At 72.3% G+C, this 14,675-nt stretch carries 9 protein-coding genes; 5 read left to right on the top strand and 4 right to left on the bottom strand.

Annotation, left to right across the window (positions count from 1 at the left end):
* Positions 1 to 28: 28 nt before the first annotated feature.
* On the bottom strand, positions 29 to 1,306 hold the full coding sequence (locus ACFOVU_RS18300) for a glycosyltransferase family 87 protein (RefSeq protein WP_378535259.1): 1,278 nt from the start codon (positions 1,304 to 1,306) through the stop codon (positions 29 to 31).
* Between the two features lie 108 nt (positions 1,307 to 1,414).
* Positions 1,415 to 3,589, bottom strand: a complete 2,175-nt coding sequence (locus ACFOVU_RS18295) for a transglycosylase domain-containing protein (RefSeq protein WP_378535257.1) — start codon at positions 3,587 to 3,589, stop codon at positions 1,415 to 1,417.
* Positions 3,590 to 4,873: 1,284 nt separating this feature from the next.
* Between ACFOVU_RS18295 and ACFOVU_RS18290 the strand changes: the two genes are divergently transcribed.
* From ACFOVU_RS18290 to ACFOVU_RS18280, 3 genes are all read left to right on the top strand, one after another.
* Positions 4,874 to 5,503, top strand: coding sequence for a PadR family transcriptional regulator (locus tag ACFOVU_RS18290; RefSeq protein WP_378535255.1), 630 nt, complete (start codon positions 4,874 to 4,876; stop codon positions 5,501 to 5,503).
* Between the two features lie 140 nt (positions 5,504 to 5,643).
* Complete coding sequence (locus tag ACFOVU_RS18285; RefSeq protein WP_378535253.1) at positions 5,644 to 6,723, top strand: inositol-3-phosphate synthase; 1,080 nt, start codon at positions 5,644 to 5,646, stop codon at positions 6,721 to 6,723.
* A gap of 133 nt (positions 6,724 to 6,856) precedes the next feature.
* Complete coding sequence (locus ACFOVU_RS18280) at positions 6,857 to 8,221, top strand: MFS transporter (RefSeq protein WP_378535252.1); 1,365 nt, start codon at positions 6,857 to 6,859, stop codon at positions 8,219 to 8,221.
* 58 nt (positions 8,222 to 8,279) lie between these two features.
* On the opposite strand, the gene ACFOVU_RS18275 is transcribed toward ACFOVU_RS18280, so the two are convergent.
* Positions 8,280 to 8,453 (bottom strand): hypothetical protein, encoded by a 174-nt coding sequence (locus tag ACFOVU_RS18275; RefSeq protein ID WP_378535250.1) that lies wholly within the window; start codon positions 8,451 to 8,453, stop codon positions 8,280 to 8,282.
* Between the two features lie 291 nt (positions 8,454 to 8,744).
* Positions 8,745 to 10,253, bottom strand: coding sequence for a CCA tRNA nucleotidyltransferase (locus ACFOVU_RS18270; protein WP_378535249.1), 1,509 nt, complete (start codon positions 10,251 to 10,253; stop codon positions 8,745 to 8,747).
* Between the two features lie 249 nt (positions 10,254 to 10,502).
* On the opposite strand from ACFOVU_RS18270, the gene ACFOVU_RS18265 reads away from it, so the two are divergent.
* The gene (locus ACFOVU_RS18265) at positions 10,503 to 12,863 is read left to right on the top strand and encodes a DUF6049 family protein (protein ID WP_378535247.1); all 2,361 of its coding nucleotides are present in this window, start codon (positions 10,503 to 10,505) and stop codon (positions 12,861 to 12,863) included.
* Between the two features lie 67 nt (positions 12,864 to 12,930).
* Complete coding sequence (gene murJ, locus ACFOVU_RS18260; protein WP_378535245.1) at positions 12,931 to 14,625, top strand: murein biosynthesis integral membrane protein MurJ; 1,695 nt, start codon at positions 12,931 to 12,933, stop codon at positions 14,623 to 14,625.
* Positions 14,626 to 14,675 lie beyond the last annotated feature (50 nt).

Genomic DNA, 14,675 nt, shown 5'->3' with positions numbered 1-14,675 from the left:
GCCAGACAAAAGCAAAGGCTATCAGCCGTCAGGCCGTGGAATCGCCGCCGCGGAGGTTGTCCACAACCACGAGCGCACCCACCGTGACCACGGTCAACGAGCGGGCGAGGGACACCACCGCGTACCCCTCGAAGGGGAGGCCGCCGACGACCCCCTCGACCGCGAGGTTCTGGTGCAGCAGGTGCTGCCAGATCCCGAAGAAGTAGCCGACCTCGGCGAGCTGCCACAGCCCGAAGGCCACCGCGCCGGCCCACACCGGCAGGCGGCGCGGCCAGGCGAGCGCGGCCAGGGGCAGCAGCCACAGGACGAACTGCGGCGACCACACCTTGTTGGTGATCAGGAACGCGGCGACCACGAGGAACACCAGCTGCTCCATGGGCGGCCTGCGGCGCGCGAACACCCCCAGCGCGGCGACGAGCGCGCACGCCACCGCCAGGGAGACCGTGCCCGTGGCGTTGACGAGGTCGGTGTCGGCATAGTCGAACAGGCCGAGGCTGCCGAGCAGGTAGTACGGCGACCCCCAGTCGGCGCCGCGCTCGCTGCTGAAGCGGAAGAACGTCGCCCAGCCGTCGGGCGCCGCCAGGAGGACGGGCACGTTGACCGCCGACCACGCCGCCACCGCGCCGCCGAGGGGACGCAGCAGGTCGCCGGGCCCCGGCCCCGGCTCCTTGCGCCACCATGCCCGCACCACCAGGACGAACAGCGGGCCGAAGACCAGGAACGGGTAGAACTTGGCGGCGGTGGCCAGGCCGATCAGCGCCCCGCCGGCCCACTGCCGGCCGCGCGCGTAGGCGGCCAGGCCCCCCATGAGCAGGGCCACCGCGAGCAGGTCCCAGTTGATGTAGGCGGCCAGCATCGCCGCCGGCACCAGGGCGGTGAACCCCCCGGCGAGCAGCGCCGCCCGCCGGTCGAAGGGCCGCCCGGCCGGTCCCGGGAGGATGCCGCCGCGCCCGGCGAGGTAGCCGGTGCACAGCACGACGGCGACCAGGCAGCCCGCCATGACGAGCGCGGTGGCGTCGAAGTAGGCGTAGGCCCGCGCGGTCCGGTCCGGCAGCCATGCCACCGCCCGGCCCAGGAGGTGCATGAGCCCCCCGGTGAGCACCGGGTACTCGATCTCCCGTTCCAGGTAGGGGACGACGCCGTCGTCCAGGCCGTCGCGGTAGTACAGCGGGAAGACGTCGCTGTAGCACCCGGCCTCGTACTGGCCGCCGTAGAGCCACGCGCCACCGAACCGGCACGGGGCCTTGGCGAGGTAGCCCAGGGCCGCGCCGATCACGGCGAACGCAGTCAGGGCGGTCCAGGGCATTTCGGAACGGCCGGGAAAACGCCGCGTGCCGGCGACGGGATCGTCGCCGGCACGGGCGTGCCCGGGCTCACCGGACGTGAAGGTCACGCTTGTCCTCTGTCCTGCCTGTCAGTCGCGCCGGTATCCGAAGATCCCGCCGCCGCCGTCATCCTCTTCCGGGTTCTCCGGGTCCGCAGGGTCCTCCGGGCCGCCCGTGGGGTCGGCCGGGTTCTCCTCGTCGCACTCCGGCGGGGCGAACGGCACGTCGCAATTGGGCGCGGACGGACCGTCGGACGGGTCCGGCGAATTGCTCGGCGACGGGTCGGGCGACGGGCTCTCGGACGGCCCGTCGGACGGCTCCGGCGTGGGGCTGGGCGAGGGCTCGATCGGGATCCCGTAGGACTCCTCCGTGCCGCCGAACTGCGGCTCGGGGAACTGCTCGACCTCCTGGCCCTCCATGGCCACGGTCATGAACTCGCGCCAGATGTTGGCCGAGGTCGAACCACCGTAGACGTTGTCGACGCCGGGGATGACCAGTTCCTCGCCGTCGGAGCGGCTCAGCCCCACCGAGGTGGACAGCTGCGGGGTGAACCCGACGAACCAGGCGGACTTGGCGCTGTTGGAGGTACCGGTCTTGCCGGCGACGGGGCGGCCGTCGGGCAGCGCGGCGTTGTCGCCACCGCCGTCCTCCACGACCTGGGTCATGGCGTAGGTGGCGTCGGCGGCGGTCTCGGCGCTGAACGCCCGGTTGCCGCTCTCGAGCTCCGCGGCGTCAGTGGGCTGGAGGGTCTCGCCGTCGGGGCCGATGACCTCGGTCACCATGTGCCGCGGCATGTGCACGCCGCCGTTGGCGAACGTGGCGAACCCGGACGCCTGGTCGGCCGCCGTGACGCGGTAGGTGCCCAGCGCGATGTTGGGGCCCATCTCGGCGGTCGTGAACGCGTTCTCGGAGACACCCGCATCGCCCGCGATGTCGACGACCGACTGCGACCCGGTCTCGATCGCGAGCTGGACGAAGCTGGTGTTGACCGAGTTGGCGGTGGACTCGATCAGGTCCACCTCGCCCCAGTCGCGGTTGCTGTCGTTCTGGATCGGCTCGGCGACCCCCTCGAACTCCTGGGGCGAGTCGCCGTTGAACATGCTGCGCAGGCCGATGCCCTGCTCCAGGCCGGCGGCGAGCACATAGGGCTTGAACGCCGACCCCGCCTGCGCGTCGGCGGTGAGCGAGTTGTTGGGGTCGGTCGTGAAGTCGTCGCCGCCGTGGAACGCCTTGATCTCGCCCGTGGCGGGGTCGACCGCGGTGAGGCCGAAGACGGTCTCCTCGGGCATGTCCGGCAGGGTGTCCTCGAACACCGTGTCGGCGGCCTCCATGAGGTTCGGGTCCAGGGAGGTCGTGACCTGGTAGCCCTGGGTGGAGACCTGCTGGGTGTCGAGGCCGTAGCGCTGCGCCAGCTCGTCGCGCACCGCGGTCATGATGTAGCCCCGGTAGCCCGAGAGGTTCTCGCCGAGGTCGTACTCGACGATCTCGGGGAACTCCAGCTCGTCGGCCTCGGCCTGGCTGATGCCGAGCTCCGGGTTGTCCTCGTTCATCTCGACCATGCCGTTGACGACGTACTCCCAGCGCTCCTGGAGCACGCCCTCGATGTCCGAGCCGGGCTCGAAGTTCTCGAAGTTGCCGGGCTGCTGGATGATCGCGCCGATCAATGCGGCCTCGGAGGGGTCGAGGTCCTCCATGTTCTTGTTGAAGTACGCCTGCGAGGCGGCCTGCACGCCGTAGGCGTTGCGGCCGAAGTAGATGGTGTTGAGGTACTGGGTGAGGATCTGGTTGGGGTCCATCAGCTGGCCGGCCTTGATGGAGATCAGGATCTCCCGAAGCTTGCGCATGTAGCTCCGCTCCTGCGACAGGCCGTCGTAGTAGTTGCGGGCCATCTGCTGGGTGATGGTCGAGCCGCCGCCCGCGCTGCCGGCCGACAGCACGGCGCGCATGGTGCCGGCGATCGAGATCCCGGGCTCTTCGTAAAAGTTGTGTTGCTCGGCCCCGAGCACGCCGTTGATGACGTTCGGCGAGTTCTGGACCTGCTCCTCGGTGACCAGGACGCGGTTGACCTCGCCGGTGGTCAGCGCCTCCTCGCCGTCGGCGTAGGAGATGCTGGTGGCGGCCAGGGTCGCCGCCGCCTGCTCCTCCATGGTGCGGGGGTCGTCGGTCATCGCGTAGGCGATGCCCAGCCCCGCGACGCCCAGGACGAAACAGACCCCGCCGGCGATCAGCGTGGGCTTCCACGCCTTGGCGAAGAAGCGCTTCACCGGCCCGCGGTCGTCGTTCTCGTCGCCGCGCGTCGGCGGCCGGCGGCGGTTCCCGCCGCCCCCGCCTGCTGCACGGCGCCCGCCCTCGGAGCGCGCACCGTGCGCCGCGGCGCGCCTGCCGCCCTCGGGGGGCCGGCGTCGGCCGTCGTCGGCTCGGCGGCGCCCGCCTTCGCGGTGCCCCTCGGACCGGGCCCCCGCGGCGCGGGCGTCCGCTCGGGTCTCATCGCCCCGGGCGCGCCCGGACCGTGTCTCATCGGGGCGGCGGCGCGGGCGTTGGGGGGGATCGTCGTCCCAGAAGCCGCCGCCACCGCCGTCGTCATCCCGTGTCCTGCGGCGACCGGCGGCGCGTTCGTCCTCGGCCGGGCCTCGGGCCTCGCGCCTGCCGCCGTTGCCGCGTGCGTCATCGGCCGGGCCGTTGGCCCGGCGACGTCCGCCTGCGCTCCGTCGTCTTTCGGTACTCACGCGTCCTCGTTTGCTTCTCAGCGGCCGATCGGCCTTTTCGACTCGGGTAGGAGAGGGGGCGATCTTCCCCGGGAGGCGGGGATTCGGTCCGGCTGGCCGGTCGGATGGACTCCGCTCTGGTCCCAGAGGGTTCCGTCCACCCCTTCTTAGGACGCCTCACCCGTTCGTGAGGTTTTCGCCCGGTCGGAAGGGCCGCGTTCCCGATGGGAACACGCCCCGCGCGGCGGCGGGGTTCGACCGTGCCGGAGTCGTCGTCCTGGTCCTCCTCCTGTCGACGACCCGTCTGGACATTCTTCGGATGCTTCGGAGCGAGCGCCCCGGTCGAGCACGGGACGTGCCGACCGCGGCGCTTCGGGGTCCTCACGGACCCTAGTACGCGGGAACACCGGAGCGGCCACGTGCCGGGCAACCGTCACGGTAGAGCGATCCCGCCATATAGCACAACCCAGCCGCGAGAGTACCGGCCGCAACGGATTCGTACATCACGTTCGGCGATCGCGGGCGAACCGTGTGCTGCGGGCGAGACGGGCCGGGGCCGCACCCCGTCTCTGTGACCGACCACGGTACCCCCAGGCCACCCCGGCGGGCACCCGCTCGGCGACGCCCATGGTGCGCGGTGACCGAGTGTTAGAAAGGCAACAGGCCGCCGATGTATCGACTAGATATAGTCATACGCGGATAAACCACCTATTGGTTCATGTTCTTCGCATGAGGGGCAGGGCCGGGGAACAGAACCGGCGCGCGGTCGGCTGTTCCCGTCACGGGCGGTCCGGCCGGAGCGGCGCCGCCCGGCCGACGACGGGCAGCGGATCGGAGGGCCGGATGAGTACCCACAGGGCCAGGGTCCTGGAGCTCGCCGTCCTCGGCCACCTCGCGGCGGCACCGATGCACGGCTACGAGCTCCGCAAGCGGCTCGACTGCGAACTCGGCCCGTTCCGCACGTTCTCCTTCGGCTCCCTCTACCCGTGCCTCAAGGAGATGCTGCGCGCCGGATACGTCTCCGCCGCTGCGGGCGGGCGCGCGCCCTCGGGGAGCCGGCCGCGCATCGTCTACCGGCTCACCGGCGACGGCACCGAGCGGCTGCACCGGCTCCTCGCCGACAGCGCACCCGCGGCCGACGACGACGAGTGCTTCGGCGTGCACTTCACCCTGCTGGGACGGGTGCCGCCCGAGGTGCGGCTGCGCGTCCTCGCCGCCCGGCGCACGCGGCTGCTGGAGCGGCTGGCGTGCCTGCGCGAGCGCCTGGCCGGCTCCCCCGGACCCCTCGACCCCTACGTCCACGAGTTCAACCGCCACCGCGCGGAAGCGCTCGAGAACGAGATCGGCTGGCTGGAGGCGCTGATCCGGCGCGGGACGCCCCTCAGCGGCCGTGCCGCCGCCGGAACCGCGCCGGGGCCGCCCCACCGCCCGGCCGACCGACCTCCGGCGCCTCCGGCCCGCAACGGGCGCTGAACCCGCGGCCGCCGCCCGGCGGCGCGACGCACCGCGCCCCGGCTCCGGCCGCCACCTGACCCCCCCGGGGCACCGGGGACATCCGCAACACCGCTCTTGCGAGCACACCGATAGCAGTAGACGAGAAGGAGCAAGGACCAATGGGCTCGGTACGCGTGGCCGTCGTGGGCGTAGGCAACTGTGCGGCATCACTCGTCCAAGGCGTGCGGTACTACTCCGACGCCGATCCCGCCGCCCGGGTCCCGGGCCTCATGCACGTGATGTTCGGCCCCTACCACGTGCGCGACGTCGAGTTCGTGGCCGCCTTCGACGTGGACGCCAAGAAGGTCGGCCAGGACCTGGCCGACGCCATCGGCGCGAGCGAGAACAACACGATCAAGATCTGCGACGTCCCGCCGACCGGCGTGACCGTGCAGCGCGGCCCCACGTTCGACGGCCTGGGCACCTACTACCGCGAGACCATCGAGGAGTCCGCGGAGGACGCCGTGGACGTCGTGGCCGCCCTCAAGGCCGCGCGGGCCGACGTGCTGGTCTCCTACCTCCCCGTGGGCTCGGAGGAGGCCGACCGGTTCTACGCGCAGTGCGCGATCGACGCCGGGGTCGCGTTCGTCAACGCGCTGCCCGTCTTCATCGCCTCCGACCCCGAGTGGGCCGAGAAGTTCACCCGCGCCGGCGTGCCGATCGTCGGCGACGACATCAAGTCGCAGGTGGGCGCGACCATCACGCACCGCGTGCTGTCGAAGCTGTTCGAGGACCGCGGGGTGGTGGTGGACCGCACCTACCAGCTCAACTTCGGCGGCAACATGGACTTCAAGAACATGCTGGAGCGCGAGCGGCTGGAGTCCAAGAAGGTCTCCAAGACCCAGTCGGTGACCTCGCAGATCCCGCACGAGCTCAACGCCGGGTCCGTGCACATCGGCCCCTCCGACCACGTGCCGTGGCTCGACGACCGCAAGTTCGCCTACATCCGCCTGGAGGGGCGCGCCTTCGGCGACGTGCCGCTCAACCTGGAGTACAAGCTGGAGGTCTGGGACTCCCCCAACTCCGCCGGGATCATCATCGACGCGATCCGCGCCGCCAAGATCGCCAAGGACCGCGGGATCGGCGGCCCCATCCTCTCGGCGTCCTCCTACTTCATGAAGTCCCCGCCCGAGCAGTACAGCGACAGCCACGCCCACGACCTGGTCGAGCGCTTCATCGCCGGGGAGGCCGAGCGCTAAGGCGCCCCGTACCGCCGATTCGCCGATGTGCCGGCACATCGGCGAGTCGGCGAGTCGACATGCGGCGACGATCCGGGGCGCGTCCGCGGGCGCGCACCCGGCCCCGCCGGCGACCGCGACATACGCTTGCCTGGTGTCCTTCTTCGGTGACCTCCGCGACGTGCTCCAGGGCCCCCGCTTCCGGCGGCTGTTCGGGACGCGCGTCGTCGCGCAGTTCGCCGACGGCGTCTACCAGGCCGGGCTGGCGGGCTATGTGTTCTTCACCCCCGAACGGCACACGACCGCGGCCGAGGTCGCCGTGGCGTTCGCGGTCCTGCTGCTGCCGTTCTCGGTGGTCGGGCCGTTCGCCGGGGTCTTCATCGACCGGTGGTCGCGCCGCCAGGTCCTGGCGGTGTCGGCCCTGGCGAAGGCGGTGCTCGCCGCCTGCACGGCCGCGCTCGTGGCGGCGGGGTCGGACGGGCCCCTCTTCCTCGCCACCGCGCTGTGCCTGCTGAGCGTGAACCGCTTCTTCCTGGCCGCGCTCTCGGCGGCGCTGCCGCACGTGGTGCCGCGGGAGAAGCTGATGATGGCCAACGCGGTGACACCCACGTGCGGGACGTTCGCGGTGTTCCTCGGAGCGGGGGCCGGGGCCGGGCTGCGGCTGCTCGGCGGCGAGGGCGGCGGCGGGACCGCGCTCATCCTGCTGGGGGCGGCCGCGGCGTTCGTCGCGTCGTCGCTGGCCGCGCTGACCCTCGGCCGCCGCGAGCTCGGCCCCGGCACTGGCGACCGGGCCGGGATGCGCGCCGCGGTGCGCGGTGTCACGGCCGGCCTCGCCGACGGGGCGCGCCACATCTGGGCGCGGCGCCCGGCCCGGTCCGGGCTGGCCACGATCGCCGGGATGCGCTTCGTGTTCGGCCTGTCCACCCTGATCACCCTGCTGCTCTACAACAACACCTTCACCGGCGGAGGCGTGGCCGGGCTGGCCGGGTTCTCCGTCGCCCTCGCCGCGTCGGGAGCGGGGTTCTTCCTGGGCGCCGTCGCCACCCCCTGGGCCGCCGCGCGTGTGGGGACCGACGCGTGGATGGCGGGCCTGCTGGCGCTGGGCGCCGCCGCGCTGCTCGCCTTCGGGCTCCCGTTCTCGCCTGCGCTGTTCCCCTTGGCCGCGTTCGCGCTGGGCGTGGTCGCCCAGGGGGTGAAGGTGTCGGTCGACACGCTGGTTCAGCGACATGTCGACGACGCGTTCCGCGGCCGGGTGTTCTCGGTCTACGACATGCTCTTCAACGCGGCGTTCGTCGTGGCCGCGGCGGTGGCGGCGCTGGTGGTGCCGCCATCGGGGGTGAGCGCCGCGGCGGTGGCGGCCATGGCCGCGATCTGCGCGCTGATGAGCGCCGGCTGGACGGCCCGGGCACGGGCGGTCCGGGCCGCGGGCGCCCCGGCGCACACGGGCGGGGACCGCCATTCGGCACAGGGCGAAAAAACGGAAATGAGTTTCGAATCACGGAATTCGACGTCCAATTGATCGGCGCCCGGCCGGCCCCGCATTTCACCCGGCCGAGCCGAATACGAAAAGCCCGGGATCACCGCCCCTTGCGCGCGATGGGGCCGAACGCCGCCACCACCGCACCGAGGGAGAACATCGCCGCCTGGTCCTCGTCCATGTGGAATATCCCCGAGGGAATTTTCACCTTGTACGGCTTCTCCTCATGGGGCTTCACCTCCAGGCCGTCGATGATCCCCTGTGCGTAGAGCATCAACAGCGCTTCGTGGATTTTTCCAGGACGATCTTCGGGAGACGACGCCCAAAACGACATACACCAACCGTAAACCAGTGGCCCGACCCGTACAACGACAACGGCGAAAGGCCCGGAAGGAAATACCGGCGAACGCGCTTCACCGGACCTTCCCGGGCCGCCGGCACACCCCACCGGGAATCGTGATCACCGCGCGCACCGCCGCGCTCCGACGCCGTTCCGTCGGCACGGTGACAGGCCGACACGGCGACACGGCCGCATGTCGACATCCGGACGGTCCCGCCGCGGCCCTCAGCCCCCGTGCCGCTCCGCCCACGCGCGCAGCTCGGCCGCCGCGGCCTCCTTGTCCATCGGGCCGTTCTCCAGGCGCAGCTCCAGCAGGAACCGCCACGCCTTGCCGATCACCGGCCCCGGGCCCACGCCCAGGATCTCCTGGATCTCGTTGCCGTCGAGGTCGGGCCGGATGCTGTTCAGCTCCTCCTCCTCGGCCAGGCGCCCGATCCGGTGCTCGATGTCGTCGTATGCGCGCGCCAGCGCCGCGGCCTTGCGCCGGTTGCGGGTGGTGCAGTCGGCGCGGGTCAGCACGTGCAGCCGCTCCAGCAGCGGCCCGGCGTCGCGGGCGTATCTGCGGACCGCGGAGTCGGTCCACTCGCCCTTCCCGTAGCCGTGGAAGCGCAGGTGCAGGGCGACGAGCTTGCCGACGTCGGCCACCACGTCCTTGGGGAAGCGCAGCGCGGCCAGGCGGCTCCTGCTCATGGACGCCCCCACCACCTCGTGGTGGTGGAACGTCACGCGGCCGCCGGACTCGAACGCCCGCGTCTTGGGCTTGCCGACGTCGTGCAGCAGGGCGGCGAGCCGCAGGACGAGGTCGGGCTCCATCCCCCGCTGCTTCTCCAGGGCGATGGCCTGGTCGAGCACCGTCAGGGAGTGCTCGTAGACGTCCTTGTGCCGGTGGTGCTCGTCGATCTCCAGCCGCATCCGCGGGACCTCGGGCAGCACGTGGCCGGCGATCCCCAGGTCCACCATCAGCTCGATCCCGCGCCGCGGGTCGCGGCTGAGCAGCAGCTTGACGAGCTCGTCGCGCACGCGCTCGGCCGAGACGATGGCGAGGCGGTCGGCCATCTCCGCGGCGGCCTCCGCGACCTCGGGGGCCAGTTCGAAGCCGAGCTGCGCCGCGAACCGGACCGCGCGCATGATGCGCAGCGGGTCGTCGCTGAACGAGTCCTGCGGCCGCCCCGGGGTGCGCAGCACCCGCGCCTTGAGGTCGGCCAGGCCGCCGAACGGGTCGGTGAAGACGTGCCCCGGCAGGCGCACCGCCATGGCGTTGACCGTGAAGTCCCGCCGCACCAGGTCCCCGTGCAGTGACGACCCGTAGCTGACCTCGGGCTTGCGGGACTTGGGCTGGTAGGACTCGCTGCGGTAGGTCGTGATCTCGACCTGGAGGCCCTTCTTGCGCAGCCCCACCGTGCCGAAGTCGATGCCGACCGTCCACACGGAGTCGGCCCACCCCTCGACCAGCCGCAGGATGGTCTGCGGGACGGCGTCGGTGGTGAGGTCGAGGTCGTGGACGGCGCGCCCGAGCAGGGCGTCGCGGACCGGCCCGCCCACCAGGGCGAGCTCGTGCCCCGCCGCGGCGAAGCGCTCCCCCAGTTCCTCGGTGACCGTGTCGATCGACGCGAACAGTTCGGTGATCGCCGCCCGCTGCCCGCCCGTCAGTTCCCCGGCAGCAGGGGACGGCGCCGCGACCGCGGCATCGGGGACGTTGCGGGGGTTCTCACCTGGAAGCGCAGTGTTCGGCACACCACCAGAGGGTAGGTGTCGCGGACCCGTGGTGCGAATCGGCGGCGGCCGGACGGCGCCCCCGTTCTCCCGCCCGCGGGCCGTCGCGCTTCGGGACGACCCCTCTGAGGGGGTATCGTTCAGATCAGTCCGGCGCGGCGCCGCTTCCTCCACGCGATCGCCGCGTTACCCGAACGAGAGGCCGCGGCGTCCAACGGTTCGGTCGCATCCCGTCGGCCACCAGTCAACCGATTCGGAAACTCTTCTGGCGTGCGTCGATTTGCTCACGTAGGCGCGGTCGCGGCCACGACCGCCGTCCTGATTCCGGCACTGGCCGCGTTCGATCATGCTCAGGCACCGGCGCTCACCGCCCCTCTCGAGGATTCCGACGACGCCGCCCCGCTGATCATCGAGGAAATCACGCCCACCGCGGTCGAAGAGGACAGCACGGTCCGCGTGACCGGCACGGTCACCAACACCACCGACTCCCCCCTCGACGAGGTCACCGTCCGGCTCCGCTACTCCGCGACCCCCTTCGGCTCGCGGTCGGAGCTCGACGACTACGCCGACCACGGCGCCGACCTGCCCGCAACCGGGCCCACCGCGACCGTCGACGGCCCGATCGAGCCCGGCGAGTCCGCCGACTACACGGTCGAGGCCGACGCCGAGGACCTCGGCCTCGGCGCGTTCGGCGTCTACCCGCTGTCGGTCGAGGCCGCCGGCCCCTCCGGCGGCGCCCTGGGCGAGCAGCACACCTTCCTGCCCTACCGCGGCGGCGGCTCCGGCCCCGATGCGGTCGAGATCGCGTGGGTGTGGCCGCTCATGGGGACCCCGCAGCGGGCCGGGGACGACGTCTACCTCAGCGACGGCCTCAGCGAGAGCGTGGGCCCCGAAGGCCGGCTCGGCCGACTGCTGACCGCCGGAGCGCAGGACGACGCCATCACCCTGGAGCCGCCCGCGACCCCGTCCCCGGTGGTGTCGGAGGGCGACGCCGGCCAGGACGCCGCGTCCGGCGACGACCCCGGCGACGCGCCGCGCGCCACCGGCGACAGCGACCGCGTCCCCGTCACCTGGGCCGTCGACCCCGCCCTGCTCGACGACGTCGCCCGCCTCACCGAGGGCCCCTACGACGTCGTCACCGACCCCGGCGAGGCCGGCGGCGACAACGACGACGCCGCGCCCGCGACCGAGTCCATGGACCCCAGCCTCAACGCCCAGGTCTGGCTGGACCAGGCGCGCACCGCTTTGGCCGGCGACCCGCTGATCGCCACCCCCTACGCCGCGCCCGACATCGCCGCTCTGCTCCGCGCCGACCTCGGTGCCGACGCCGAGGCCGCCGTCCCGCTGGGCCAGGACGCCGTCGAGCGGATCCTGGACCGCCCCGCCGACGACGCCTACGCCTGGCCGGCGGGCGGGGTGATGGACGGCGCCACCCGCGAGTTCTACGCCGGGCAGGGCGCCACGCGCTTCCTGCTCAGCGACGCCGCCATGCCCGCCCGCCAGTGGAGCACCGCGACCCCCACCGCCGAGGCGTCGCTGCCGCTGCCGGGCGACGAGGACGGCACCGCCCTGGTCGCCGACAGCCGCCTCACCGCCGTCCTGGGGCGCGACAGCACGGGCCCCGGGCAGGCGGCCCTCGCCCAGCAGCGGTTCGCCGCCGAGACCGCGATGATCAGCGCCGAGGACCCGGGCACCGACCGCACGATCGTGGCCGCCCCGCCCACCGACTGGACCCCCTCCGCGGCCTTCGCCGAAGGCGTGCTCCAGGCCAGCGACGACCTGCCCTGGCTCGACCCGGTCGCGCTCGACGACATCAAGGCCGACCCCGATGCCGAGCCGCAGCGCGGCGACCTCGTCTACCCGGAGCGGGCGCTCGACCGCGAGCTGAGCGGCGACCACCTGGACGAGGTCGCCGGGATCCGCCGCGACGTCCGGCTGTTCAACAGCATCCTGGAGGACGACGCCGACCCGTTCCGCCCGGCGATCCTGCGGCTGGAGGCCGCCGCCTGGCGCGAGGACGACGACCTCGCCGCCACCACCCGGGCGCTCGTGGCGCACAACGTGCAGGCCGACATGGACAAGGTCCGGATCATCCCCGGCGAGCCCGTGACCCTTGCCAGCAAGACGGGCACCATCGGCATCCTCGTCGCCAACGACCTCGAGGACCACACGGTCCGGCTCAAGCTCTCGATGCTGTCGACCAACCCCGAGCGGCTGAGCGTCGAGGGCGGCAACGGCACCATGGAGATCGGCCCCGGCGGCAAGACGACCGTGTACGTCCCGCTGTCGGCGCGCATCAACGGCCGCACCGTCCTCCAGCTGAGCCTGCACAACACCGAGGGCGAGCCCGTCTCCGGTGAGCAGGCGCTCGACGTCAACGCCACCGGGCTGGGCAACCAGGCGCTGCTGATCAGCGGCGCCGGGGCGCTGGTGCTGGTCGTGGCGCTGGCCCCGAGGGCCGTGCGCAAGTGGGCGCGGACCCGGGCCGCCGCCGCGGGCGCCGCACCCGATCCCGACGCCGCTTCAGGCGACGGAGACGGGAACACGGCGGACACCGCCGGCACAGCCACCGACACCGGCGACGACAGCGGGACGCCGGCCCCGAAGGACGACGACAAGGGCGGGGCCTGACCCCGGGCGAGTCCGTCCCGCGCGTCCCGCACGCCTCACCATGCGCCCACCTTTTCGAAAGGAGCCGATGCCGGTGGCCACCGACACCGCGAACGGCAGTGACGACACCACGACCTCCGGCGCATCATCCGGATCCCGGTCCTCGGGCGGCATGATGCGCTCCAGCGTGGTCATGGCGATCGGCACCATGGTGTCGCGGGTGACCGGGTTCGTGAAGGTGATCGTGCTCGCGGCGGCGCTGGGCACCCAGCTCCTCGGCGACGCCTACAACACCGCCAACACCATCCCGTTCATCGTCAACGACCTGCTCATCGGCGGGCTCATCGCCAGTGTCCTCGTTCCGCTGCTGGTCAAGCGGCGCAAGCTCGACGACGACGGCGGGGCCAAGACCGAGAACCGGCTGTTCACCGCCGCCGTCCTGCTGCTGTTCGCGGTCACCGCGATCATGGTCGCGGCGGCCGGCCCCATCACCCGCCTCTACCTCGGCGACTCCGACCCCCGCCAGGCCGAGGTCGCGGTGTACCTGGCGCGGTTCCTGCTCGCCCAGATCTTCTTCGTCGGCCTCAGCGGCCTGGTCAGCGGGATGCTCAACACCCGCAACCGCTTCGGCTCCCCGGTGTGGGCGCCCGTGCTGAACAACATCGTGGTCATCGGCGTGGGCGGGCTGTTCCTGTGGGTGGCCGGTGTCGGCCGCACCGTCGAGACCGTCACCGACGGCCAGCTGGTGCTGCTGGGCGTGGGCACCGCCGCCGGCATGGCCGCCCAGACCGTCGTGCTGCTGGGCTCGCTGTGGCGCACCGGTTTCCGCTGGCGCCCGCGGCTGGACCTGCGCGGCTCGGGGCTCGGCGAGGCGCTGCGCTCCGCCGGCTGGATGTTCATGTACACCTGCATGACCCAGATCGGCTTCCTCATCACCGCCAACGTCGTCAACCGGGCGGGTGCCGCGAGCATCCGCGAGGGGTTCGACGTCGGCGCCGGCCTCACCGCCTACAACTACGCTTACCAGCTGTTCCAGCTGCCCTACGCGATCATCGCCGTGTCGCTGATCACCGTGCTGCTGCCCCAGATGAGCGGGCACGCCGCCGACGAGAACTGGGGCGAGGTGCGCGGCGGGTTCTCCCGCACGCTGCGCGTCTCGGCCCTGGTCCTGGTGCCGCTGGGCCTCGCGCTCGCCCTCTACGCAGTGCCGCTGTCGACCCTGGTGTTCGCGCGGGGCAACACCTCGCCGTCGGACGCGGCCGGAATCGGCCTCGTGCTCGCCGTGATGGCGCTGGGCCTGGTGCCGTTCACCGTCTTCCAGCTGATGCTGCGGGTGTTCTACGCCATGAGCGACACCCGCACCCCCGCTCTCATCGGCATCGCCAACGTGGCCGTCCACGGCGCGCTGGCGCTCACCGCGTACGCGGTGCTGCCGCCCAACCGGGTGGTCATCGGCGTGGCCGCGGCGTTCATGCTGTCCTTCCTGTCGGGCCTGACCATCGCGGGGATCGTCCTCAGCCGCCGGCTGGGCGGGCTTGACGGGCGGCACACGATTGGAACATTGTTGCGGCTGCACCTGGCCGCGGTCCCGAGCGTCGCCGTCGGCATCGGTGTTCTCTGGTTCTTCACCGAGCGCTTCGGCACGGGGCTGGTAACGAACATCGGCGCCCCGGTCGTCGGCTGCCTGGTCGGGGGCCTGCTGTTCGTGCTCTTCGCCTGGATCCTGCGGGTGCGCGAGCTGAACTCGGTCGTCGGCCTGGTGCGCGCCCGACTGGGGCGGTAGCGCCCCTCCCCCGCTGAACGCCGCGTACTCCCTGCCCCCGGCACGCGGTG

Source organism: Nocardiopsis sediminis, assembly GCF_042650565.1.
Classification (GTDB): Bacteria; Actinomycetota; Actinomycetes; order Streptosporangiales; family Streptosporangiaceae; genus Nocardiopsis_B; species Nocardiopsis_B sediminis.
This window is presented reverse-complemented; position numbering and strand designations above follow the sequence as displayed.

Excerpts from the sequence above, each read along its gene's own strand:
- ACFOVU_RS18300 (WP_378535259.1), bottom strand. The coding sequence starts at position 1,306 with ATGCCCTGGACCGCCCTGACTGCGTTCGCCGTGATCGGCGCGGCCCTG.
- ACFOVU_RS18290 (WP_378535255.1), top strand. The coding sequence starts at position 4,874 with ATGAGTACCCACAGGGCCAGGGTCCTGGAGCTCGCCGTCCTCGGCCAC.
- ACFOVU_RS18285 (WP_378535253.1), top strand. The coding sequence starts at position 5,644 with ATGGGCTCGGTACGCGTGGCCGTCGTGGGCGTAGGCAACTGTGCGGCA.
- ACFOVU_RS18275 (WP_378535250.1), bottom strand. The coding sequence starts at position 8,453 with ATGCTCTACGCACAGGGGATCATCGACGGCCTGGAGGTGAAGCCCCAT.
- murJ (WP_378535245.1), top strand. The coding sequence starts at position 12,931 with ATGCCGGTGGCCACCGACACCGCGAACGGCAGTGACGACACCACGACC.